The sequence below is a fragment of the Pseudanabaena sp. PCC 9330 genome, assembly GCF_055795045.1.
The window spans coordinates 168,096-186,026 of record NZ_JAYFES010000107.1 but is presented as its reverse complement, the minus strand read 5'-3'; the positions used below and the strand labels follow the sequence as shown (position 1 = coordinate 186,026).

The following is a 17,931-nucleotide window of genomic DNA, read 5'->3' as shown; positions in this document are numbered from 1 at the left end:
ATTAATACTCAATCGACTGGCTGCCTGGGGATAGGGGCAGCTCTCTGGGCAGTCGTGGGTTTGCAAACCCTGTTACCGTAGAAATCGCCGCCAATGCTCAAGGGCTACCGCCATGGATTTAGCCGATATCACCTATTTTTTTGATTGCTGCATCGGTCAGTGGTCGATCGAGCGCACTTACCACTACATTCCCCAGCAAGATGTAGAGCGATCGCATACCGATTTTCGCGTCGACGCCATCACTCCCGACCTGCGCCGCAAAGTGCTCAACGACAACGACTACGGCGAAGTCAGTAATGTCGATGATATTGACAGCCTCCCCGGTTTCCAGCTCGCCTTTCACACCGTCTCCGACAAAGGCGACGAAGTTACCCAAGAGCTACGCGCCCTCTTTGTGCCCCAGCAGCAAGACGACAACGGTGTGCTGACTGGTGCCTACCTACGCGATCGCGCCTACGAAGAAGACCGCCCGATCATCTCTAGCTTTCGCTATAGCCCCAGGGATCGCGAGCTGCTAATGACCACCCCCTACACCAAAGTCGTCTCCGTCGACTCCATTAAATTAATCAACCCCACCATGCGCATCCGCCGCATTCTCAACTACCTACGGCCCGCTGAGGGGGCAGCGCTAGATACCCTGGTGCTGGTGGGGTTTGGGGTAGAGCAAAAGGTAGAGGGGTAGCAACCAAAATCAAATTTGGCAGATCTGAGCAGCCTGTGAAATAATGGAAGACTGTGTCTTAATATCTGCCCGCCCTATTTTCAGGTGAACAGTCATGGCTAAAGGCGTCCGCCTCGTCATCACCCTAGAGTGCACCGAATGTCGGACTAACCCCGACAAGCGCTCTAACGGTGTATCTCGGTACACCACCCAAAAAAACCGTCGTAACACGACCAACCGCATTGAGCTGAAGAAGTTCTGCACCCACTGCAACAAGCACACCGTCCACAAAGAAATCAAGTAAGCACCCATGGCCTATTTTCGTCGTCGAGTATCTCCAATCAAGCCCGGAGACCCCATCGATTACAAAGATGTGGATCTGCTCCGCAAGTTCATCACCGAGCGCGGCAAAATTTTGCCCCGCCGTATTACTGGCTTGACCGCTAAACAACAGCGGGATCTCACCACCGCCATCAAGCGCGCCCGCATCATTTCTCTGCTGCCCTATGTGAATGGGGAAGGCTAAGCTAGGCTAGGGATGGCGATCGCTAGGGTATGGGCTTGGTTGACAAAGGAACGCTAGTCGAATTTAAGCACCAGGGGCAGCCACGTCTAGGCGTAGCAGACCGGCCCGAGGGCAAAAAAAACTGGGTCGTGATCGACGAGCGTGGTCAAGCCCACACCCTGCACCCCCGCGACTTTATCTACGAAGTCAGCGGTCAGACTTACGTACATACCGACATTGGCCTCTTTATCAAAGAGGCTGAGTCTTATATTGATCCTGCCAGCCTAGAGATTGCTTGGGAGTTCTGCGTCGAAGCCGGCGAGTCTGCTGACCCGGCTTCTTTGGCGCAGCTACTCTTCTCTGACCAGAGCCCGACCTTCTGCTACGCTGCCCACCGTCTGCTAGTAGAAGACAAGATTTTTTTTAAGCAGAAAGGCGATCGCTACGAGCCCCGCCCCGCTGCCCAAGTCGATGAACTGCGCCTGCAAATCGAGCGTGAGACCCTGCGTCAGCAGGAGTGGGAAGCTTTTCTCACCAAGGCCCGTGGGGGGATGGCGGGGGAGACGGTGCAGTGGGAAAAGGGCGATCGTCCCCGACTTGAGGTGCTTGAGCGATTGGCGCTATTTGGCGAAGAGTCCAATCAGCGCGTTCAGGCCGTAGAGATTCTCAACGCTTTGGGTGTAGCCCCAACGGCAGATGGAGCATTTGATACCCTAGTGGCCATAGGGCTATGGAGTGTGCACGAAAATTTGGCCCTCCGGCGCAGCCAAATTCCCGCTCTCTTCTCTGAGGAAACCTCTACCATGGCGCAGCAGCGTCTTCAGTCTCCGCCACCCGACCCAGATGCAGAGCGGTTAGACCTCACCCACCTCAAGGTCTACACCGTAGACGATGCGAGCACCCAAGAGATTGACGATGGCCTGAGCCTAGAGACCCTAGACGACGGTACTCAGCGCGTGTGGATTCATATTGCCGATCCCACTCGCTGGCTGCTGCCGGGAGATGAGTTAGACCTGGAAGCCCGCCGCCGCTGTACCACGGTCTACCTGCCGACCGGCATGATTCCCATGTTTCCCCTAGAGCTAGCGATTGGGGCCATGAGCCTAATTCAGGGCCAAACTTGCTATGCCCTCAGTTTTGGTGTCACCCTCACCGACGACGGCGATATCCTCGACTACACCATTCACCCCAGCCTGATTCGCCCTACCTATCGACTCACCTACGACGATGTCGATGAAATGCTAGAACTGGGCATCACCGCCGAGCTAGAGCTCCAGGGCCTAGCTAGCTGGGCCAAGGTGCGCAGTCAATGGCGACAGACTCAAGGGGCTATCAACATCAATATGCCTGAGTCGAGCATCAAGGTGTCTAAGGCAGGCGACGACATTGTCATTGAGGTCTTCAATGACTCCATGGCTCGGCAGATGGTTGCTGAGATGATGATTTTGGCCGGTGAAGTTGCCGCCCGCTACGGGCAAACCCATGACCTAGCCATCCCCTTTCGCAGTCAGCCCCAGCCCGAGTTGCCCTCCGATGAAGAACTCATTCAGCTACCCATGGGCTGGGTGCGCGACTCGGCTATTCGTCGCTGCATGACCCGCAGCGAGGTGGGTATTACCCCCAACCGCCACGCCACTCTGGGGTTAGACAGCTATAGCCAGGTCACCTCCCCCATTCGTCGCTACCTCGATCTGGTGACCCACTTTCAGCTCAAAGCCCACCTGCGGGGTGAGCCGCTGCCGTTTACCTCTACAGAGGTGACAGAACTGGCGATCGGAGCTAGTTCTGCTGCCTATGAGGCTACTTTAGTAGAGCGCCAAACCAAGCGCTATTGGGCGCTTGAATACCTGCGCCGCCACCAAGGCAGAGTTTGGGATGTCATGCTGCTGCGCTGGCTGCGTGAAGACGAGAGGCTGGGCTTGATTATGGTCGAAGACCTAGGTTTAGAGCTGGCCATGCGTTTTAATCGAGCAGTAGCCCTGGGAGAGCAGTTGCAGGTGCGGGTCAGCCATGCCAGCCCTCGCCAAGATGTCATCCGCTTTGAAGAGGCAGTGGATGACGAAAAGGATGTATCAGCTGCGGTGGCTACGCTTACCTAGCTCACCAGGTCTACTTCCCCGGCTCCTAAACTTGTAATACTTTGTTATACTCACCTTGCTGTTTATGGATGTCTAACGGTTGCTCAACTGGATAGAGTGTCTCTACTTAACGCTCAAGCTGCGATCAAACTGTTAATGTCGATGGATTGGAGTGTCGTCTGGCTACCAACGACATTAACCACTTATCTTCTGCCCGCCCAGTGAGTCGGGGGTAGAGTGCTACCTTCGCGGATCTGATCTCTAGCCCTTGCTTGGGTAAGCCAGAGAAGCTAGTTGATAGTCACATCGTTGCCAAAATCGCCCCGATGCAGTCTCCCCCAGGGCCAGTCGACTGCAAGACTGTCTCCACCATTGTCTAGCCATTGAGATTGCCCTGTAGCCCTGGGTTAGTAATTCCAGCGGTAGCAGTCGGGGCTAGCTCCTTGTCTAAAAGCGGCAGGTGTCGTTGCAGCTTTATTAACCATATCAAAAGAGTTTTTTTTGAATGCAAGCTACGCTCAAAAAGTCTGATTTTGTCTTAACTCCCTATATGAAGAGCAACGATCTAAGGGCTACTATCCAGGTTTTAAATACCGTTGTTCCCTATGTTCTGTTGTGGTTTTTGGGCGTCAAATTAGCAGCTATTTCGCTTTGGTTTCTGCCTCCGATCATCGTCCTGCTGGTGCTTTTCTCTCTCCGCTGTTTTTCGTTAATGCATGACTGTGGGCACTATTCGCTCTTCAGGTCAAAGCGGGTTAATCGTTTAGTCGGCTTTATGCTGGGGATAATTAATGCGATTCCTCAGTATGCCTGGTCTAGAGATCATGCCTATCACCACAAAACCAACGGCGACTGGGAGCGGTATCGTGGAGTTGCTGACTTTCTTTCGACTGAAGAGTTTGCTCAGCTGAGCCCTGCTGAACAGCGCAGCTATGAAAGCTTACGTCACCCTTTAATGGCTATTCCAGGTGGTTTTTTCTACCTGGCTATTCAACCGAGACTGGTGCTGTTGACCGGAATCTATGATTTTATGTGCTACCTGTGGCGCAGTATTAGGCAGCAGCCAGGCATGAGCTTAGGGAAGATCATTGCCACCCATGAGTCACGTCAGTGGCAGTCGGCAGCAGAGTTTTGGGATGTACTGCTGAATAATATTGCTGTAATTGGCGGCTGTGCTCTTCTCGGGCACATCATCGGCTTTCCGCTCTTTTTGAGCCTTTACAGCATTGTTCTCATGTTGTCTGCGACCATTTTTATCTGGGTTTTCTTTGTGCAGCACATCTTTGAAGGGGTGTACGCTCACGAAACTCAAGGTTGGGACTATCTACAGGGAGCTGTAGAGGGTAGCAGCTTGCTAGAACTCCCGGCTATCTTCAACTGGTTTACCGCTGACATTGGCTATCACAATATTCATCACCTCTCTGAACGCATCCCCAACTACCATCTCAAAGCCTGTCAGCGCGAAAATGCCCATCTGCTCTCAACGGTGAAAACGCTGCGGATGGCCGATATGCCAGGCTGTGCCAAGTACATTTTGTGGGATCCTGAGGCTGGTAGCCTGGTGTCAGTGCAGTCGTTTCGACAGCAGCAATGCCGCAGCGCTGTCTAGGTCTACTAAAGCCATGCTTTGGTCATGGGTTGTATCTTCAGAATCAGACGCTAGCTCTCCTGGTCTGCTATCTCTAGCAGAACATTTGTAGGAGACACGCCATGGCCCACCAGCAGGTTTACCCCCGAGGCTGCACATTCGCCGAATCTGACTGGGATGCGCTATACCCCTTTTGGTACCCTGTCGCCTTTAGCCACGAAGTGACTGACCAGCCGGTTACCGCTACCCTGTTAGACCAGCGACTGGTGATTTGGCGTACCGGCGAGGGGGTTTCTGTTGCCAATGACATTTGCCTACACCGGGGCATACCTCTCAGCATGGGCTGGGTTAAGGATGACTTTTTGGTGTGCAAGTACCATGGCTTTCACTACTCCGCTGATGGCCAGTGCGTGAAGGTGCCTGCCAACCCCGAAGCCAGCATTCCAAAAAAGCTCTGCCTCAAAACCTATCCAGTGCAAGAAGCCTACGGCCTGGTGTGGACAACCCTCAGCAGTGGTGACCAGTCTGTTCTCCCCGATCTGCCCGAGTGGGATGACCCCGATTACCAGCAAATTCTCCCCGATGCAGTGGATATCAATGCAGCAGCAGGTCGGCAGATCGAGGGGTTTCTCGATGTGGCCCATTTTGCCTGGGTGCACACCGACACCTTTGGCGACATCAACAACCCCGTGGTGCCTCGCTACGAGGTTTTTTCTACCAACCAGGGGCTGCGAGCAGAGTATCTGAGTAATGTGAGCAACTTTCCCAAAGCCATGCAAGACCGCGCCCCCGCAGACTTTCAGTGGCTGCGGGTGTTTGAGGTGTTTTTGCCCTTCACCGCGCGGCTGACGGTACAGTTTCCCGGTGAGGGGCGACTGTGCATTCTCAATGCGGCCAGCCCTGTTTCGGCCCGCAAGACGCGCATCTTTGTGCCCATCTGCCGCAACTTTGACAAAGACCAACCCCTGGAACCAGTGTACGAGTTTAACTATCAGGTTTTTGCGGAGGATAAGGAAGTGGTCGAGGCCCAATACCCCGAAGACCTGCCCCTTGATATGTCGGCAGAGTCGCACATTGGGGCTGACAAGACGTCGATCGCCTATCGGAAAGGGCTCAGGTCGCTCGGCTTAGGCGCAACTTATACTGCCTAGGGCTGGGTTGTGAGTTAAAGTTTTGGCAAGACCACCAAGTCTTTTGGGGCTGGTTTCACCCGTTTATGCAGCGTGCCTTCGGTCAACCCCATCGCTTGTGCAACCTGGCTGACGGGCTTACCCGATTGATGCACGATGCGAATTGCGCCACCTGAACATTTTCCTTCGGTGTCGGCTCTTGGGGAATGTCCACTTTTTTGAGGTGAGATCACCTGCTCACCTTGGCCCACACGGGCGGAGTGAGGCAAGGTGAGTACATCGCCCGGCCGCCAAGACATTGCCACAGGCTTAGCCGGTGTTGCGCATGCCGGCAGCGATGCCATTGATGGTCAGCAGGGCACCCCGCAGCAGCTCGCCCTGGCTGTAGCGAGAGCGAATCACTCCGGTGGCGGCTTGGTCTTTGTATTGGCGGAGACGCTTGAGCAGAGCCACCTGCAAAAAGCCTAGGGGTACAATGGTGCCGTTGCGCAGGTAAACCGATCGCTGCAAATCGGGGTCGCCATCCAGCAGGCGATCGTGGCCAGTAATGCGCAGCACCATATCGCGGGTCAGGTAAAACTCCTGGGAAATGGCCTCAAATAGCTTGAGAAATCGCTCTTTGTCTTCGGGGGCGGTGAGTTCGCGCACGTAGTGCTCAGCAATTTGCAGATCGACTTTGGCCAGGGTCATCTCGACTTTTGAGATCACCATTTTGAAGAAGGGCCACTTGCTGTAGAAGTAGCGCATTACCTTGAGGTGCTCTTCGGGCGACTCATCCATAAACTCTTGCAGGGCGGTACCGACGCCGTACCACGAGGGCAGCAAAAACCGCGCCTGGGTCCAGCTAAACACCCAGGGAATTGCCCGCAGGCTGCCCAGGTCTTTTTTGCCGCCGCGTCGGGAGGGGCGCGAGCTGATCTGCAGCTGGCTGATCTCTTGGATCGGCGTCACCTGGTGGAAGAAGTTGACCAGGTCGGGGTTTTCGTAGATGAGCTGGCGATAGTGGCTACGGGAGCGGGTGGCCAGCTCCTCCATAGTCTCATTCCAGGGCTGAATGTCATCGACGCTATTGCTCAGCAGGCTGGCCTGAATCACGGCGGTGGTGATGGTTTCTAGGTTGTAGAGGGCCAGGTCATTGAGGTTGTATTTTGAGGCCAGCACTTCTCCCTGTTCGGTGATTTTGATCCGGCCTTTGATGCTGCGTCCAGGCTGGGCCAAGATGGCTTCGTAGGCAGGGCCACCGCCGCGCCCCACCGAGCCGCCCCGACCATGGAAAATCCGCAGGGAGACGCCGTAGCGATCGGCGGTGGTTTGCAGCGACTGCTGCGCCTTGTGAATTTCCCAGTTACTGCTGAGAAAGCCCGAGTCTTTGTTGCTGTCGGAGTAGCCCAGCATCACCTCTTGCAGGGGCACGGCCCGTGGGGTGGCGACGCTGCCCGGCCCCTCATCGGCAGGTAGCGCCGCCTGGCCCTGGAGTAGGTTCAGGTAGAGGGGCAGGCTAAACAGCTGATCCATCACCGCTGGTGCCCGCTGGAGGTCTTCGACGGTCTCAAACAGGGGCACTGGCTGAATGCTGCTGATCTCAGTGGTGGGGTCGTAGAGGCCAGCTTCTTTGGCCAGCAGCAGCACCTCTAGGAGGTCGCTGACGGTGTGGCTCATGCTGATGACGTAGCTACCGCAGATATCGGGGCCAAACTCTTGATGGAGCTGGCGCACCATGTGCAGGGTGGCGATGGTCTCGCGGGTTTTGTCGGAGAAGGGCAGCTCGCGGGGGGTGAGGGGGCGGCGGGTCTTGAGCTCGCTCACCAGCCAGGCGATTTTTTCGGCTTCGGGCAGGTCGCTGTAGGGCTGGGGCAAGATTTGCAGGTACTGGGCGATCTCGTCGAGAGCGTCGGAGTGGCGGGTGCTCTCCTGACGCAGGTCGAGCTGGGCCAGGTTGAAGCCAAAGATTTCGACCTGGCAGATCAGAGTGTTGAGGTCTTGGCAGTTGAGCCCGGTGGCCTCTAGGTTGCGCTGAATCAGGCGCAGCTCGGCCAAAAACTCGTGGCCGTAGCGGTAGATGGGGGCACCGCTGGGGTCGTTAGAATGGTCGGCGAAGGGGTCGCTGTGGTAAAGACGCTGGCTGCGATCGCGACTGTTTTCTAGCCGCTGCTTGATGTAGGCGAGCTTCAGCCGGTAGGGCTCTTGGCGGTAGCGAATGGCCAAATCGTCGTAGATGTCGGGCATTTTGACTTGGTCTTGCTCAAGCGACTCCAGCAGCTCGGGCAAGACCTCGCTCCAGTGCAGCGATAGGCTGAGCAGATCGACTAGGCGATCGATGGAGGCAATGTATTTGCTCAGCACCATGTTGCGCTGGTAGCAGGCGGTTTTCCAGGTGACTTCGGGAGTGACGGAGGGGTTGCCGTCGCGGTCGGAGCCGACCCAAGAGCCAAATCGACAGAAGCGATGGCGGGGCGGGTCAAGCTCAGGGAAGGTGGTGGCGATCGCCCGATCAAACCGCTGGTAGAGCTGGGGCAGCGCCTCAAACAGCACCACCTGAAAGTAGTGCAGAGTATAGTCGACCTCGTCGAGCACCGAGGGCTTAAACTGGTGCAGCTCGTCGGTGCGCCACCAGAGGCGAATCTCTTCGGTGAGTTCGTCTTTGAGTTCTTCCATTTCCCAGGAGGAGGCCAGCCCTAGGGTTTGAGCACTCTCTTCGGCCTGATCCATCTGGCGCAAAATGCTGGCGATGCGGCGCTGCTTGTCGCGGATGGTGTGGCGCACGATCTCGGTGGGGTGGGCGGTAAACACCAGCCGCACATCCAGCTGATCGATTAAGTTTTGAATCACCTGGGGCGGTACGTTGAGCCGCTTTAGGGTGGGAAACAGCCAGTGGAAGGTACCGGCCTCTTTGCGGCCGCTGGGCGGCTCGGCAATGCTACGGCTGAGCAGATCGGCCTGGAAAAAACTGCTCTTGTCGAGGTTGGGGGCACCCTCGCTGCCGTTAGTGGAGCCACTAAAGGGGCTGTGACTGGCCCGCTGCACCAGCTCAGAAATTTCGTAGGCGGCTCGGTACTGCTGCTGCTGCCCCCGCTGCTCGTAGTGCTGCTCAACAATGTTGATTAGCTGAAAGTAAAGAGCAAAAGCCCGAGAGGCGCGAATGGCGTCTTCGAGGTCGAGGGCTTCGACCACATCGACGACGGCTTTGACCCTGGCCTCTTCGGCGGTAGGGGCCTGGCCCTCGGGAGAGCACATCTGGCGCAGCTGCTGGAGCAGCTTGAGTAACTCGGGGCCGCAGGCATGCTCTAGCACGTTCTCCCAGAGGTCTTCGACGACCCGCAGCCGGTGGCGCAGCAGCAGATCCTGAAGGGAGGGCTGATCGGCCACTGGGGCGATCGGGCCGACCACGTCGGGCTGGGCAGCGGGCCTGGTATCTCCGGAGGAGTGGAGCATAGAACTCATGGGTATATCAGAGAGAGAACGGCGATATCGCAAAGATTCTATAGGATTACCCCGACCGGAAGAAGTTTATCTAGATGAACAAATTGAAAACGTTACCCGGTTTAGGCTTCTGGCTGAACCTAAATTTCCAATTAAATACCGCAGGAGGGCAGTGCTACCAGTCCGCGCTAAAACCCTAGCTTTCACTAGTAGAGAGGGCACCCTCGACCGGTGGGACGGTTGGGTTGAGATTGGGCAGTCGTTCACCGGCAAAAAGTTGCTCACTGGCCAGACCGATCTGGGTCAGCCCGTCGGCTAGCATCTGGCCAGCCAAAATGCCCAGCAGCACTGGTGGCACTAGCACCCCGATGAGCAGTTCGGTAGAGTGACCGGGCCAGGCCGGCAGGGGTGACGCAGAGGCTGGGGACTGAGCTGAGGGCATAGAGTTGTGTAGATTAAGGGTTGTAACGAGAAGGCCAGGTGGATAGGCCTGAGAGCCAAAATACGGCGATTTTACTGGGGCGGTCTCTGGCTGGGGCCAATTAGGGCTGGCATCGTCGCCCCATCGTCTACCATTGGCGAAATTGATCATTAATATATTAGACAAGTCGCTCTCTACTTGGCCAGAGCGCCTTATTCAGAGCACCGGGAGCGGCGATGCCCCGAGGCTGTACATTACTTTTTGGGTTTTTGGCAAACTCCTTGAAAAGAAATCAGCTGATTGGCGCTGGAGTTGGTATAAATTAAACCGACCGCGCCCATGACAACTTTGCCTAGCCGGGCAGCGTCTCACTGCTTGGGAGTGTGGCCTCAGCCGGAGCTGTTACTCTGACCCTCGATGCCTGTGTCCTTATCCCACCCAACCGTTAGCTCCAATTCGCCAGCGGCTACCGTGCTGAGCTGGCTCAAGCATGCCATGGGTTTGCCTACGGCAGAGCTGCACATTAAGCTGCGGGGCAATATTCTCCACGTACTGTGTGAGACAGAGCTGGCCCTAGAGCAGTCGGCGGTGCTGCTCAAACTGGTGCGATCGCTGCTGGAAACCGGCGAGCCCCTGGTGCGGCAGCACTATCCCCAGGTCTACCAGCTTTACCTCTACAGTCGCCAGACCGGCAACCCCACCCCCGCCTGGACGGCCCCCATCTATCTCAATCGGCTGGAGCGCCACCTGGCCCAGCTGGTGCTCGAAAATCAGGATGAGGCCGACATCAAGGCCACCCAGTCGCTGCTGGAGCAGTACACCCAGGGGCAGCCTGAGTTTAAGCTGGGCGAGGGCGGCAGCGGTGCCATGGTGCTCTCAAACCTGAGTCTGGCCCGCAAGGGTGACCCTGAGGCGATCGCCTGGTACCTGAGCGAGACTCTCAGCAGCCTCGATGTCGGGGTGTGGGTCAGCATCAAGGCCATACCGGGCACCGCTCACCTGCACCGCATGGCCGTTGCCATTGACGACGAAAACGCGGCCACCGAGGCCGACGGCGACACCACCATTTCGCGCCTGTGGATTCTCTGTGAGGCCACCTACAGCCCCGACCCGTCGCTGATTGCTCGCCCGACGGCGGAGCGGCTGCGACAGCTACAGCTGACCCAGTTCAAAGATGCGGTGCTGCTGCTTCAGGTGCGGGGCGAAACCAAGCCCGACTGGAGTCTGCGCATTGACCTCACCCCGCCGGAGGAGATGCTGCGGGAGTGGGGCCGCTGGGGCGATACCGATGCGATCGCCCGGCTGTTGTCGGCGGCGGTGGCTAGCTGGCACATGGGGGTGACCACAGAGCTGTCCAACGGCACATTGCACCTAATCTGTTCGCCCCAGAGCGGTGACCACGACACCCAACAGACTGAGAGCCTAGAGGCCAAGGAAGCGGTCTTGGCGGCGCTCAGTGAGCCCTTAGCTGAGCTAGCTCCCCAGGGCATTTCTCGGGCGGTGATCTACGGCCAGCCCCAGACTTTGCCTGGGGCGAGTGCCACCCCAGCCTGGGTACACTACCTCGATCTGCCCGCCACCGAGCACAGCGCCCTGGCCGACAGCCCCGAGTACTTGGGCCAAACCGGTGACCTACCAGCGATCGCCTTTTTGCTCACCCGCCTGCTCAACCCCAGCCTCGATGACCGCTTGGCCACTGGCGGGCAGCGGGTGCAGCTGCTGCTGCGCGACGGGCTGCTGCACGTCATGGTCGATAGCCCGGTGGCCCCCCGCCGCCGCCTGGTGGCACCGCCGATCACCGAATATTTGCTCGATCTGAGCCCGGTCGGCATCGAGGGGGTACGCATCTACGGTCGGCGATCGGGCCAGGCCCAGCCCGCCTGGAGCTTTGGCCACGACTTTTTAGAGCGCCGCCGCCTGGTGCCCGAGGCGACCCCCGAGTTTACCGCCTCCGACAGCTACGTCAATGAGCTGCTGGTGCGCCCCGATGGGCCAGTCTCTGCCACCCTAGAGGCCGATCTAGAGTTCGAGGATGACGAGGATATTGCCTTAGGGCAGTGGGTGCAAGATCTGCTCGCCCAGGGGCGGCGGCTATTGCTGCGATCGCAGCTACTCATCAGCACTAGCCCCGACGGTCTGGGTGAGCCGCTCGACAGTGGCTTAGAGATGGGCCGCTCAGACGGCCTCAAAATTGCCGTTGTTTGGGCGGCGGTGGGGGTTTTGGTTGCCCTTCAGGTCGACTGGCTGCTGGGGCAGATCACAGCCCCTCAGCGTCAGCAGGGCAGGGCTGAGGCAGTCGAGATCGCCCCCGAGAATCTGAGCCCCGATGGATCGGCCACCACCCCCTTTGAAGACGATCTGGCACAGCTAGACTGGCCCACCGCCCAAAGCGCTGCCGGAGAGGTTGGCGGCGGCTTCATCAGCAGTGCTGAGCCTGACGGCAGCCTGGCTACCAGCCCCAGTCAGCCCATGGTAGCGATCGACGATTTGGTCGATCGGGCCTCCTTTGCCAGCTTCAACAGCGACCAGATGAACGAAAAGCTGGCCCTCTACTACCAGCAGCTGGAGCAGTCTGGCCCCCCCGACGTGATGATTGTCGGCAGCTCCCGCGCCCTGCGGGGAGTCGACCCCGTGGCCCTGCGCAAGGAGCTGGCCGGTCTGGGCTACGAGAATATCAGCGTGTTTAACTTTGGCATCAACGGTGCCACCGCCCAGGTGGTCGATCTGGTGATTCGCCAGGTGCTAGAGCCCCACCAGCTGCCCAAGCTGATCATCTGGGCTGACGGAGCGCGGGCCTTTAACAGTGGTCGCATCGATGTCACCTACAATGCGATCGCCGCTTCCCCCGGCTTTCGCGACGTGGCCAGCCGTCGGCCCGAGGCGATCGAGGTCGCTACGGGTGACGACTCGACGGGCGTGCTCAACCCCACCGGGTCGCTGCCCAATAGCTATGCCGCCATAGATGACTGGATGAGCAATCGCCTGGGCAATATCTCTGCGGTGTATGGCGATCGCGATTGGCTCAAGGGTTGGTTTCAGCAACAGCTCGTGGCGGCCACGCCCAGCTCTACCAGCCTCAGCGAAGAAGAGCTTGACGCCGTCATGCCCGCCGGTAGCGCCATTGACTTTGATGGGTTCTTAGCCTTGGCGGTGCGCTTTAACCCTGCCACCTACTACCAAAACTACGCCCGAGTGTCTGGGCGCTACGATGGCGATTACGACAACTTTCGTCTCGATGGGCAGCAGTCTGAGGCCTTTACCAATCTGCTCAGCTTTACCCAGGCCCAGTCCATCCCCATTGTTTTCATCAACACCCCCCTCACCGACGAATACCTCGACGAGTTTCGCCAGGAGGCCGAAGCCCAGTTTTTGCAGCACATGCTCCAGCTTTCCACCACCGAAGCAGGCTTTCTCTTTCGCGATTTTGCCCAACTCTGGCCCGATCGCTACGACTATTTCTCTGACCCCAGCCACCTAAACCGCTACGGTGCCTACCAGGTGTCTAGCCAGTTAGGTCAAGATCCGCTGATTGCCTGGCCCCGCCCTGCCGCTCCTCCCGCCCCATGACCCTGCCCTCCCTGGTCTACGCTCTCTTTTTGCTCAGCGTCGTCGGTATCTTTTGGACGCTGGAGTCGCTCCAGGCGAGGCTATGGCTGCTCGTGGTGGCCAGCCTAGTGTTTTACGCCTCCATTCAGGTGCAGTATTTGCTGCTAATGGTGGCGCTGCTGCTGGTGACCTTTTTCATCGGCAACGCCATGGCCACTCCGCTTGACTGGCGCATTCCCAACCCCCGCTGGCAGCTGGCCGAGCGCGGCTGGAACCAGCGCCGCACCCGCCTGCTGTGGTTGGGCATTGGCATCAACGTGCTGCTGCTGCTCGGGTTTAAGTACGCCGAAGGGGTGCTGCAAAGCCTGGGCCTAGGGCAGCTGGGCATGGCCGCTACCGACGGCGACACCCTCACCCGCATCGTCATGCCCCTGGGGCTGAGCTTCTTTGTGTTTGAATGCATCGCCTACTTGGTGGATGTGTATAGGGGGTCGCCAGCGGCCCTCAATTTTTCTGATTTTGCCGCCTACAAGCTGTACTTTCCCAAGCTTATCTCGGGGCCAATCACTCGCTTTCACCCTTTCATTGACCAGGTTGAGCAGCAAAAGCCGCCGGGCCTCAGCACCACTGTGGAAGGTCTCTGGCTGATCGCCTACGGAGCGGCTAAAAAGCTGCTGATTGCCGACCATATTGCTATCTTGGTCAACCTCAGCTTTGACAACCTAGAGCGGGCGGGAAGCGCCGATATCTGGCTGGCCACCTTTGCCTACGGCCTACAGCTCTACCTCGACTTTAGCGCCTACGTGAATATCGCCCGGGGCAGCGCTCTGCTAATGGGTATTAACCTGCCCCAAAATTTTGACGCCCCCTACTTCACCACCAGTCTGGCCGACTTTTGGCGGCGCTGGCATATGACCTTGGGCGACTGGCTGCGCAACTACCTTTACTTTCCCCTCGGTGGGTCGCGGCAGGGGCTGGTGCGCACCTGCCTCAACCTGATGACGATCATGCTGATTGCGGGCATCTGGCACGGCAACAACTGGGGCTTTTTGATCTGGGGGGCCATTCATGGGGCGGGCCTGGTGGTGCACCGGCTGACCCAGGCGTGGGGCAAGGCCAGCCCAGGGGTAAAAGCTTTTTGGGGTTCTCTGCCGGGCACTGTGCTGGGCTGGGCGATCACCCAGGGGCTGGTGTTCTTCAGCTGGATCTTCTTTCGCCTGCCCGAGCCTCAGCGCTTTACCCTGGCCCTGCAACGGCTGTGGGGCACGCCGTCAGATGCCCAGTTTAGCCAGCTGGTCTATGTAGAGTCGCTGGGCTTTACCTTTACCCAACTGCTGATGCTGCTGTGGGGCGTGGTGGGGCTGATGGCGGGTACCTACTTGGTCAAGCGCGGCCTAAAGCTGGAGCTGAGCTGGCCAGTGAAGCTGTTGCTGGTACCGCTGTTTAGTCTGCTGGCCTGGCTCTTGGCCCCGGCAGAGACACTGCCCTACATATATTTTGATTTTTAGGGCTATCACTTGCCAAAGAGCCGCCTCATTTACGAAGCAAAACTTAGAGATTTTGGCTGTCAAGAACGTTGATGACATAACGGCTCATGGCTAGTTTGCCTGCCGAAAACGCTCTAGAATGCCATTTACAAAGGTTTTACCATCGACTGGGGTTGTATAGTCAGAGGCTTCGATCGCAACATCAATTTTTGCCCGCATATTTTCGATCCATTCGAATTCAGAGCGATCGCACTCGTCTAGTAATCGCAGGGCAATTTCTAACACTTCTTCAGTAGAGCGATATTTGCCAGGCTGAAGCTTGGTTTCAACAAAACGCTCTTGGTCAGGGGTGAGACTGATACTCATAGGAAACCTCTATAGCGGTTCTCATTCGGATGAGGTACGGTAGCAGTCATTTGCAAATCAGTTCCGAATGTCTTCCAAGGTAACTTGAGCATAGGCAAATGCAATCGCGTCTTTTAAGGCTTGATACGTTCGTGTCCTAACTGAATTCAAGCGATGCTTGACCTTCGAGTAGAACGGCTCAATGGGTGAGCAATTGGGCGAGTAGACTGGCAGAAACATGAGTTCCTACCGGAAATGCGATAGTGTAGCGTCGCTCCGCGTTTCCTCTATTTTGATCGCACCTCGCCCGTCTAGGATCCGCTATATTACTTCTGATCTCTATAGCAATAAGATTTATACGTTGACGGCAGCAGATGCACGGCACCAGAAGCGGATGGTTGCATCAGCACTGGTGCTGACCACCATGCGGCTGTCGGGGGTAAAGGCTAGGGCTCGTACAGCCCAAGCGTGACGAAGAGTGGCGGTTTGTCCCAGACCTTGCAAATTCACCAGGCTCAGGATGCCATCTTCTACGCCGATCGCCAACCAGGCCCCATTGGGGCTGATCGCCAGTGCTGTAATGGCGCATGGTGCCCTGTGAATCACCAAACCTGTATCGGGGTTCTCGGCGCTCCACACCTGTACGTGGCCGTCTGCGTTGCCGCTCACAATGCGGCCATCTTGGGGATGGCAGGCGACGGCGGTGATGGGGGCCTTGGGTGCCGTGAGGGTGCGGGTGAGTCTACCCGAGGGCAGTGACCAGAGGCGAATGGTGCGATCGCGCCCCCCGCTCACCAGCAAATTCCCCGGCGCATCCACTGCCAGGGCCATCACCTGATCTTGGTGATGCACCAGCACCTTTGGAGCATCGCCCGTGTCCAGAGACCATAGGTGAATGCGCCCATCCCCGCTGCCCACCGCCAAGATATTGTCTTTAGCGCTGATGGTCAGCGCTGAAATCTGCCAACCCGAGAGCGGCAGTTGCTGGCCGCTGTAGTCAGCCAAATTCCACTGAATCAGCTGATTATCTTCACCACCGCTGATAATAGCTGCACCATCAGGGGTAAAAACGATGGCATTGACAGAGCCGCGATGGCCGAGGCCAAAGAGTCCCAACGATTTACTAAACGTGTGGATAGGTTCGCCGTTGGTGCAGTCCCACAGGCGCACGGTGCCGTCGGAGCAGGCGGTGGCGATCGCCCGCCCATTGGGGCTGATCGCCAGGCCGTTGGCCACAATTCCCGGCAGACTGAGGGCAAACCGTTGTTCCCAGGCGGGGGGCGAACCCGAGGGTTTGATCGATGCCAGGGACGACGGTTTAGGACTACTGCCAACGGCTAACCCACTCCATCGCAGGTCGGCGAGAACGGCTTGGGCGGTGCTGTAGCGCTCTGGCAGACGGCGATTGACCATGCGATCGAGCACGCGGCCCAAGGCTGGGCTAATGGGGGCAGTCACGTAGGGCCGCCACACCCAGGCGTCTTCGCTGACGGAGTACAGGTCAAAGGGGTGCAGCCCGGTGAGCAGGTGCAGACAGGTCACCCCCAGGCTAAAAATGTCGCTGGCGTAGACGGCCTTGCCCAGGGCTTGCTCAGGGGCGGCATAGCCTGCGCTACCGATCACCGTGGCGGTTTGCTTGAGTTGTTCAGAATCTACGATCGCCTTCGCCGACCCAAAATCGACCAGCACCAGGGGCTGGGGGGCCGGGGGCGCAATGATGTTGGCGGGCTTGATATCGCGGTGAATGACGCGGTGGTCGTGAATATAGGCCAGCACCGGCAGCAGCTCGTAGAGCACCCGCTGCACCAGGACTTCGCCGCCTAGATGGGGGGACTGCTGCACCAGCTGATCGAGGTTGGGGCCAGGGATGTAGTCTTGCACCAAAAACTGACCCTGGCTATTATCCACCACATCTAGCAGGGTAGGAATTTGGGGGTGCTGACCCAGGGTAGCCAGGCGATCGGCTTCGCAGTGAAAGCGATCGCCCCTCTCTGAGCGATCGTTCCCTATCACCACGGTCATCTGCTTGACTACGCAGACGACTGGGGGATTGCGCCTTTCATCCACCGCCAGAAACGTGCGCCCAAAACCACCCTGGCCAAGGAACTGCTGACAGCGATAGCGATCGGCTATCCACAACGGTTGGCCACAGGCAGTGCAGACCCTCGCCATCTCCTCATTTTTGGGCTGGGGACAGGCAGGATTGACGCAAAGGGTGGTCAAGGGAGGCTCTATTCACTATCTAACAAACTGCGATGGGGTAGATTCTAGGCGGTGGGCAGTGCCCACCCTACCGTAGAGACGATCTGGGACGACTGACCTGATACCTTACAGTCGCGCAGGGCAAACAGCCGTTTGCCCCTACCCAATGCGTGGAATTCTTCAGAAATTCTTAGTCACCGATCCACCCATCTACACCCCTAGGTCGGCACCAGTTCGCCGGGACGCAGCTTGGCCCACTTGCCCATTTCCATGGCGAAACTGTCGCAGCCCACCACGTCAAATTCCTTTTCAACCACGTCGCCGATAATGCGGAGGTTGGCATTGACGGTAGGGTTAACGGCCTCAAAGCTGGGCGCATCGGTCAAGTGGGGCTGTCCGTGCAGCTCTTCCACCGCGTGGTAAGTAGTACAGCGATCGACGTAGTGACAATTCACACAAATGCACATAGCAGGCCCCCGGCAGGAACAGGGTAGGTTCTAGAGTCGGTCATCTTCAGTCTAGCCAGCCCTTGGTCAATTGACCGTTAT

The 17,931-nt window shown here is 57.7% G+C and carries 14 protein-coding genes; 8 read left to right on the top strand and 6 right to left on the bottom strand.

The window, feature by feature from the left end:
- Positions 1 to 112: 112 nt before the first annotated feature.
- From AC0QKW_RS14655 to AC0QKW_RS14630, 6 genes are all read left to right on the top strand, one after another.
- Complete coding sequence (locus tag AC0QKW_RS14655) at positions 113 to 682, top strand: phycobiliprotein lyase (protein WP_473151816.1); 570 nt, start codon at positions 113 to 115, stop codon at positions 680 to 682.
- Positions 683 to 776: 94 nt separating this feature from the next.
- On the top strand, positions 777 to 965 hold the full coding sequence (gene rpmG, locus AC0QKW_RS14650) for a 50S ribosomal protein L33 (protein ID WP_072015960.1): 189 nt from the start codon (positions 777 to 779) through the stop codon (positions 963 to 965).
- A gap of 6 nt (positions 966 to 971) precedes the next feature.
- Positions 972 to 1,187, top strand: coding sequence for a 30S ribosomal protein S18 (gene rpsR / locus AC0QKW_RS14645; protein ID WP_473151815.1), 216 nt, complete (start codon positions 972 to 974; stop codon positions 1,185 to 1,187).
- A 29-nt stretch (positions 1,188 to 1,216) separates the two neighbouring features.
- Complete coding sequence (locus AC0QKW_RS14640; protein ID WP_473151814.1) at positions 1,217 to 3,265, top strand: ribonuclease catalytic domain-containing protein; 2,049 nt, start codon at positions 1,217 to 1,219, stop codon at positions 3,263 to 3,265.
- A 484-nt stretch (positions 3,266 to 3,749) separates the two neighbouring features.
- Complete coding sequence (locus AC0QKW_RS14635) at positions 3,750 to 4,853, top strand: fatty acid desaturase (protein WP_473151813.1); 1,104 nt, start codon at positions 3,750 to 3,752, stop codon at positions 4,851 to 4,853.
- A gap of 101 nt (positions 4,854 to 4,954) precedes the next feature.
- Complete coding sequence (locus tag AC0QKW_RS14630) at positions 4,955 to 5,983, top strand: Rieske 2Fe-2S domain-containing protein (RefSeq protein ID WP_473151812.1); 1,029 nt, start codon at positions 4,955 to 4,957, stop codon at positions 5,981 to 5,983.
- A gap of 14 nt (positions 5,984 to 5,997) precedes the next feature.
- On the opposite strand, the gene AC0QKW_RS14625 is transcribed toward AC0QKW_RS14630, so the two are convergent.
- The 3 genes from AC0QKW_RS14625 to AC0QKW_RS14615 form a co-directional block, all read right to left on the bottom strand.
- A complete protein-coding gene (locus AC0QKW_RS14625; RefSeq protein ID WP_473151811.1) occupies positions 5,998 to 6,231 on the bottom strand; it encodes a hypothetical protein in 234 nt (77 codons plus the stop codon).
- A 40-nt stretch (positions 6,232 to 6,271) separates the two neighbouring features.
- Entirely contained in the window at positions 6,272 to 9,403 is a 3,132-nt protein-coding gene (ppc, locus tag AC0QKW_RS14620; RefSeq protein ID WP_473151810.1) for a phosphoenolpyruvate carboxylase, read from the bottom strand.
- Positions 9,404 to 9,578: 175 nt separating this feature from the next.
- A complete protein-coding gene (locus AC0QKW_RS14615) occupies positions 9,579 to 9,824 on the bottom strand; it encodes a hypothetical protein (RefSeq protein WP_473151809.1) in 246 nt (81 codons plus the stop codon).
- Positions 9,825 to 10,226: 402 nt separating this feature from the next.
- On the opposite strand from AC0QKW_RS14615, the gene AC0QKW_RS14610 reads away from it, so the two are divergent.
- Entirely contained in the window at positions 10,227 to 13,370 is a 3,144-nt protein-coding gene (locus tag AC0QKW_RS14610; protein ID WP_473151808.1) for a DUF1574 domain-containing protein, read from the top strand.
- Positions 13,367 to 14,857: an MBOAT family O-acyltransferase gene (locus AC0QKW_RS14605; protein ID WP_473151807.1), complete on the top strand. Its 1,491-nt coding sequence runs from the start codon at positions 13,367 to 13,369 to the stop codon at positions 14,855 to 14,857. Before AC0QKW_RS14610 ends, AC0QKW_RS14605 begins: the two co-directional genes overlap by 4 nt.
- Positions 14,858 to 14,947: 90 nt before the next feature.
- On the opposite strand, the gene AC0QKW_RS14600 is transcribed toward AC0QKW_RS14605, so the two are convergent.
- The 3 genes from AC0QKW_RS14600 to AC0QKW_RS14590 all read right to left on the bottom strand — a co-directional run bounded on the left by AC0QKW_RS14600 (position 14,948) and on the right by AC0QKW_RS14590 (position 17,850).
- Positions 14,948 to 15,202, bottom strand: coding sequence for a ribbon-helix-helix domain-containing protein (locus AC0QKW_RS14600; RefSeq protein WP_473151806.1), 255 nt, complete (start codon positions 15,200 to 15,202; stop codon positions 14,948 to 14,950).
- Between the two features lie 333 nt (positions 15,203 to 15,535).
- A complete protein-coding gene (locus AC0QKW_RS14595) occupies positions 15,536 to 17,404 on the bottom strand; it encodes a protein kinase domain-containing protein (RefSeq protein WP_473151805.1) in 1,869 nt (622 codons plus the stop codon).
- Positions 17,405 to 17,601: 197 nt separating this feature from the next.
- Positions 17,602 to 17,850 (bottom strand): Ycf34 family protein, encoded by a 249-nt coding sequence (locus AC0QKW_RS14590; RefSeq protein WP_473151804.1) that lies wholly within the window; start codon positions 17,848 to 17,850, stop codon positions 17,602 to 17,604.
- Positions 17,851 to 17,931: the final 81 nt, after the last annotated feature.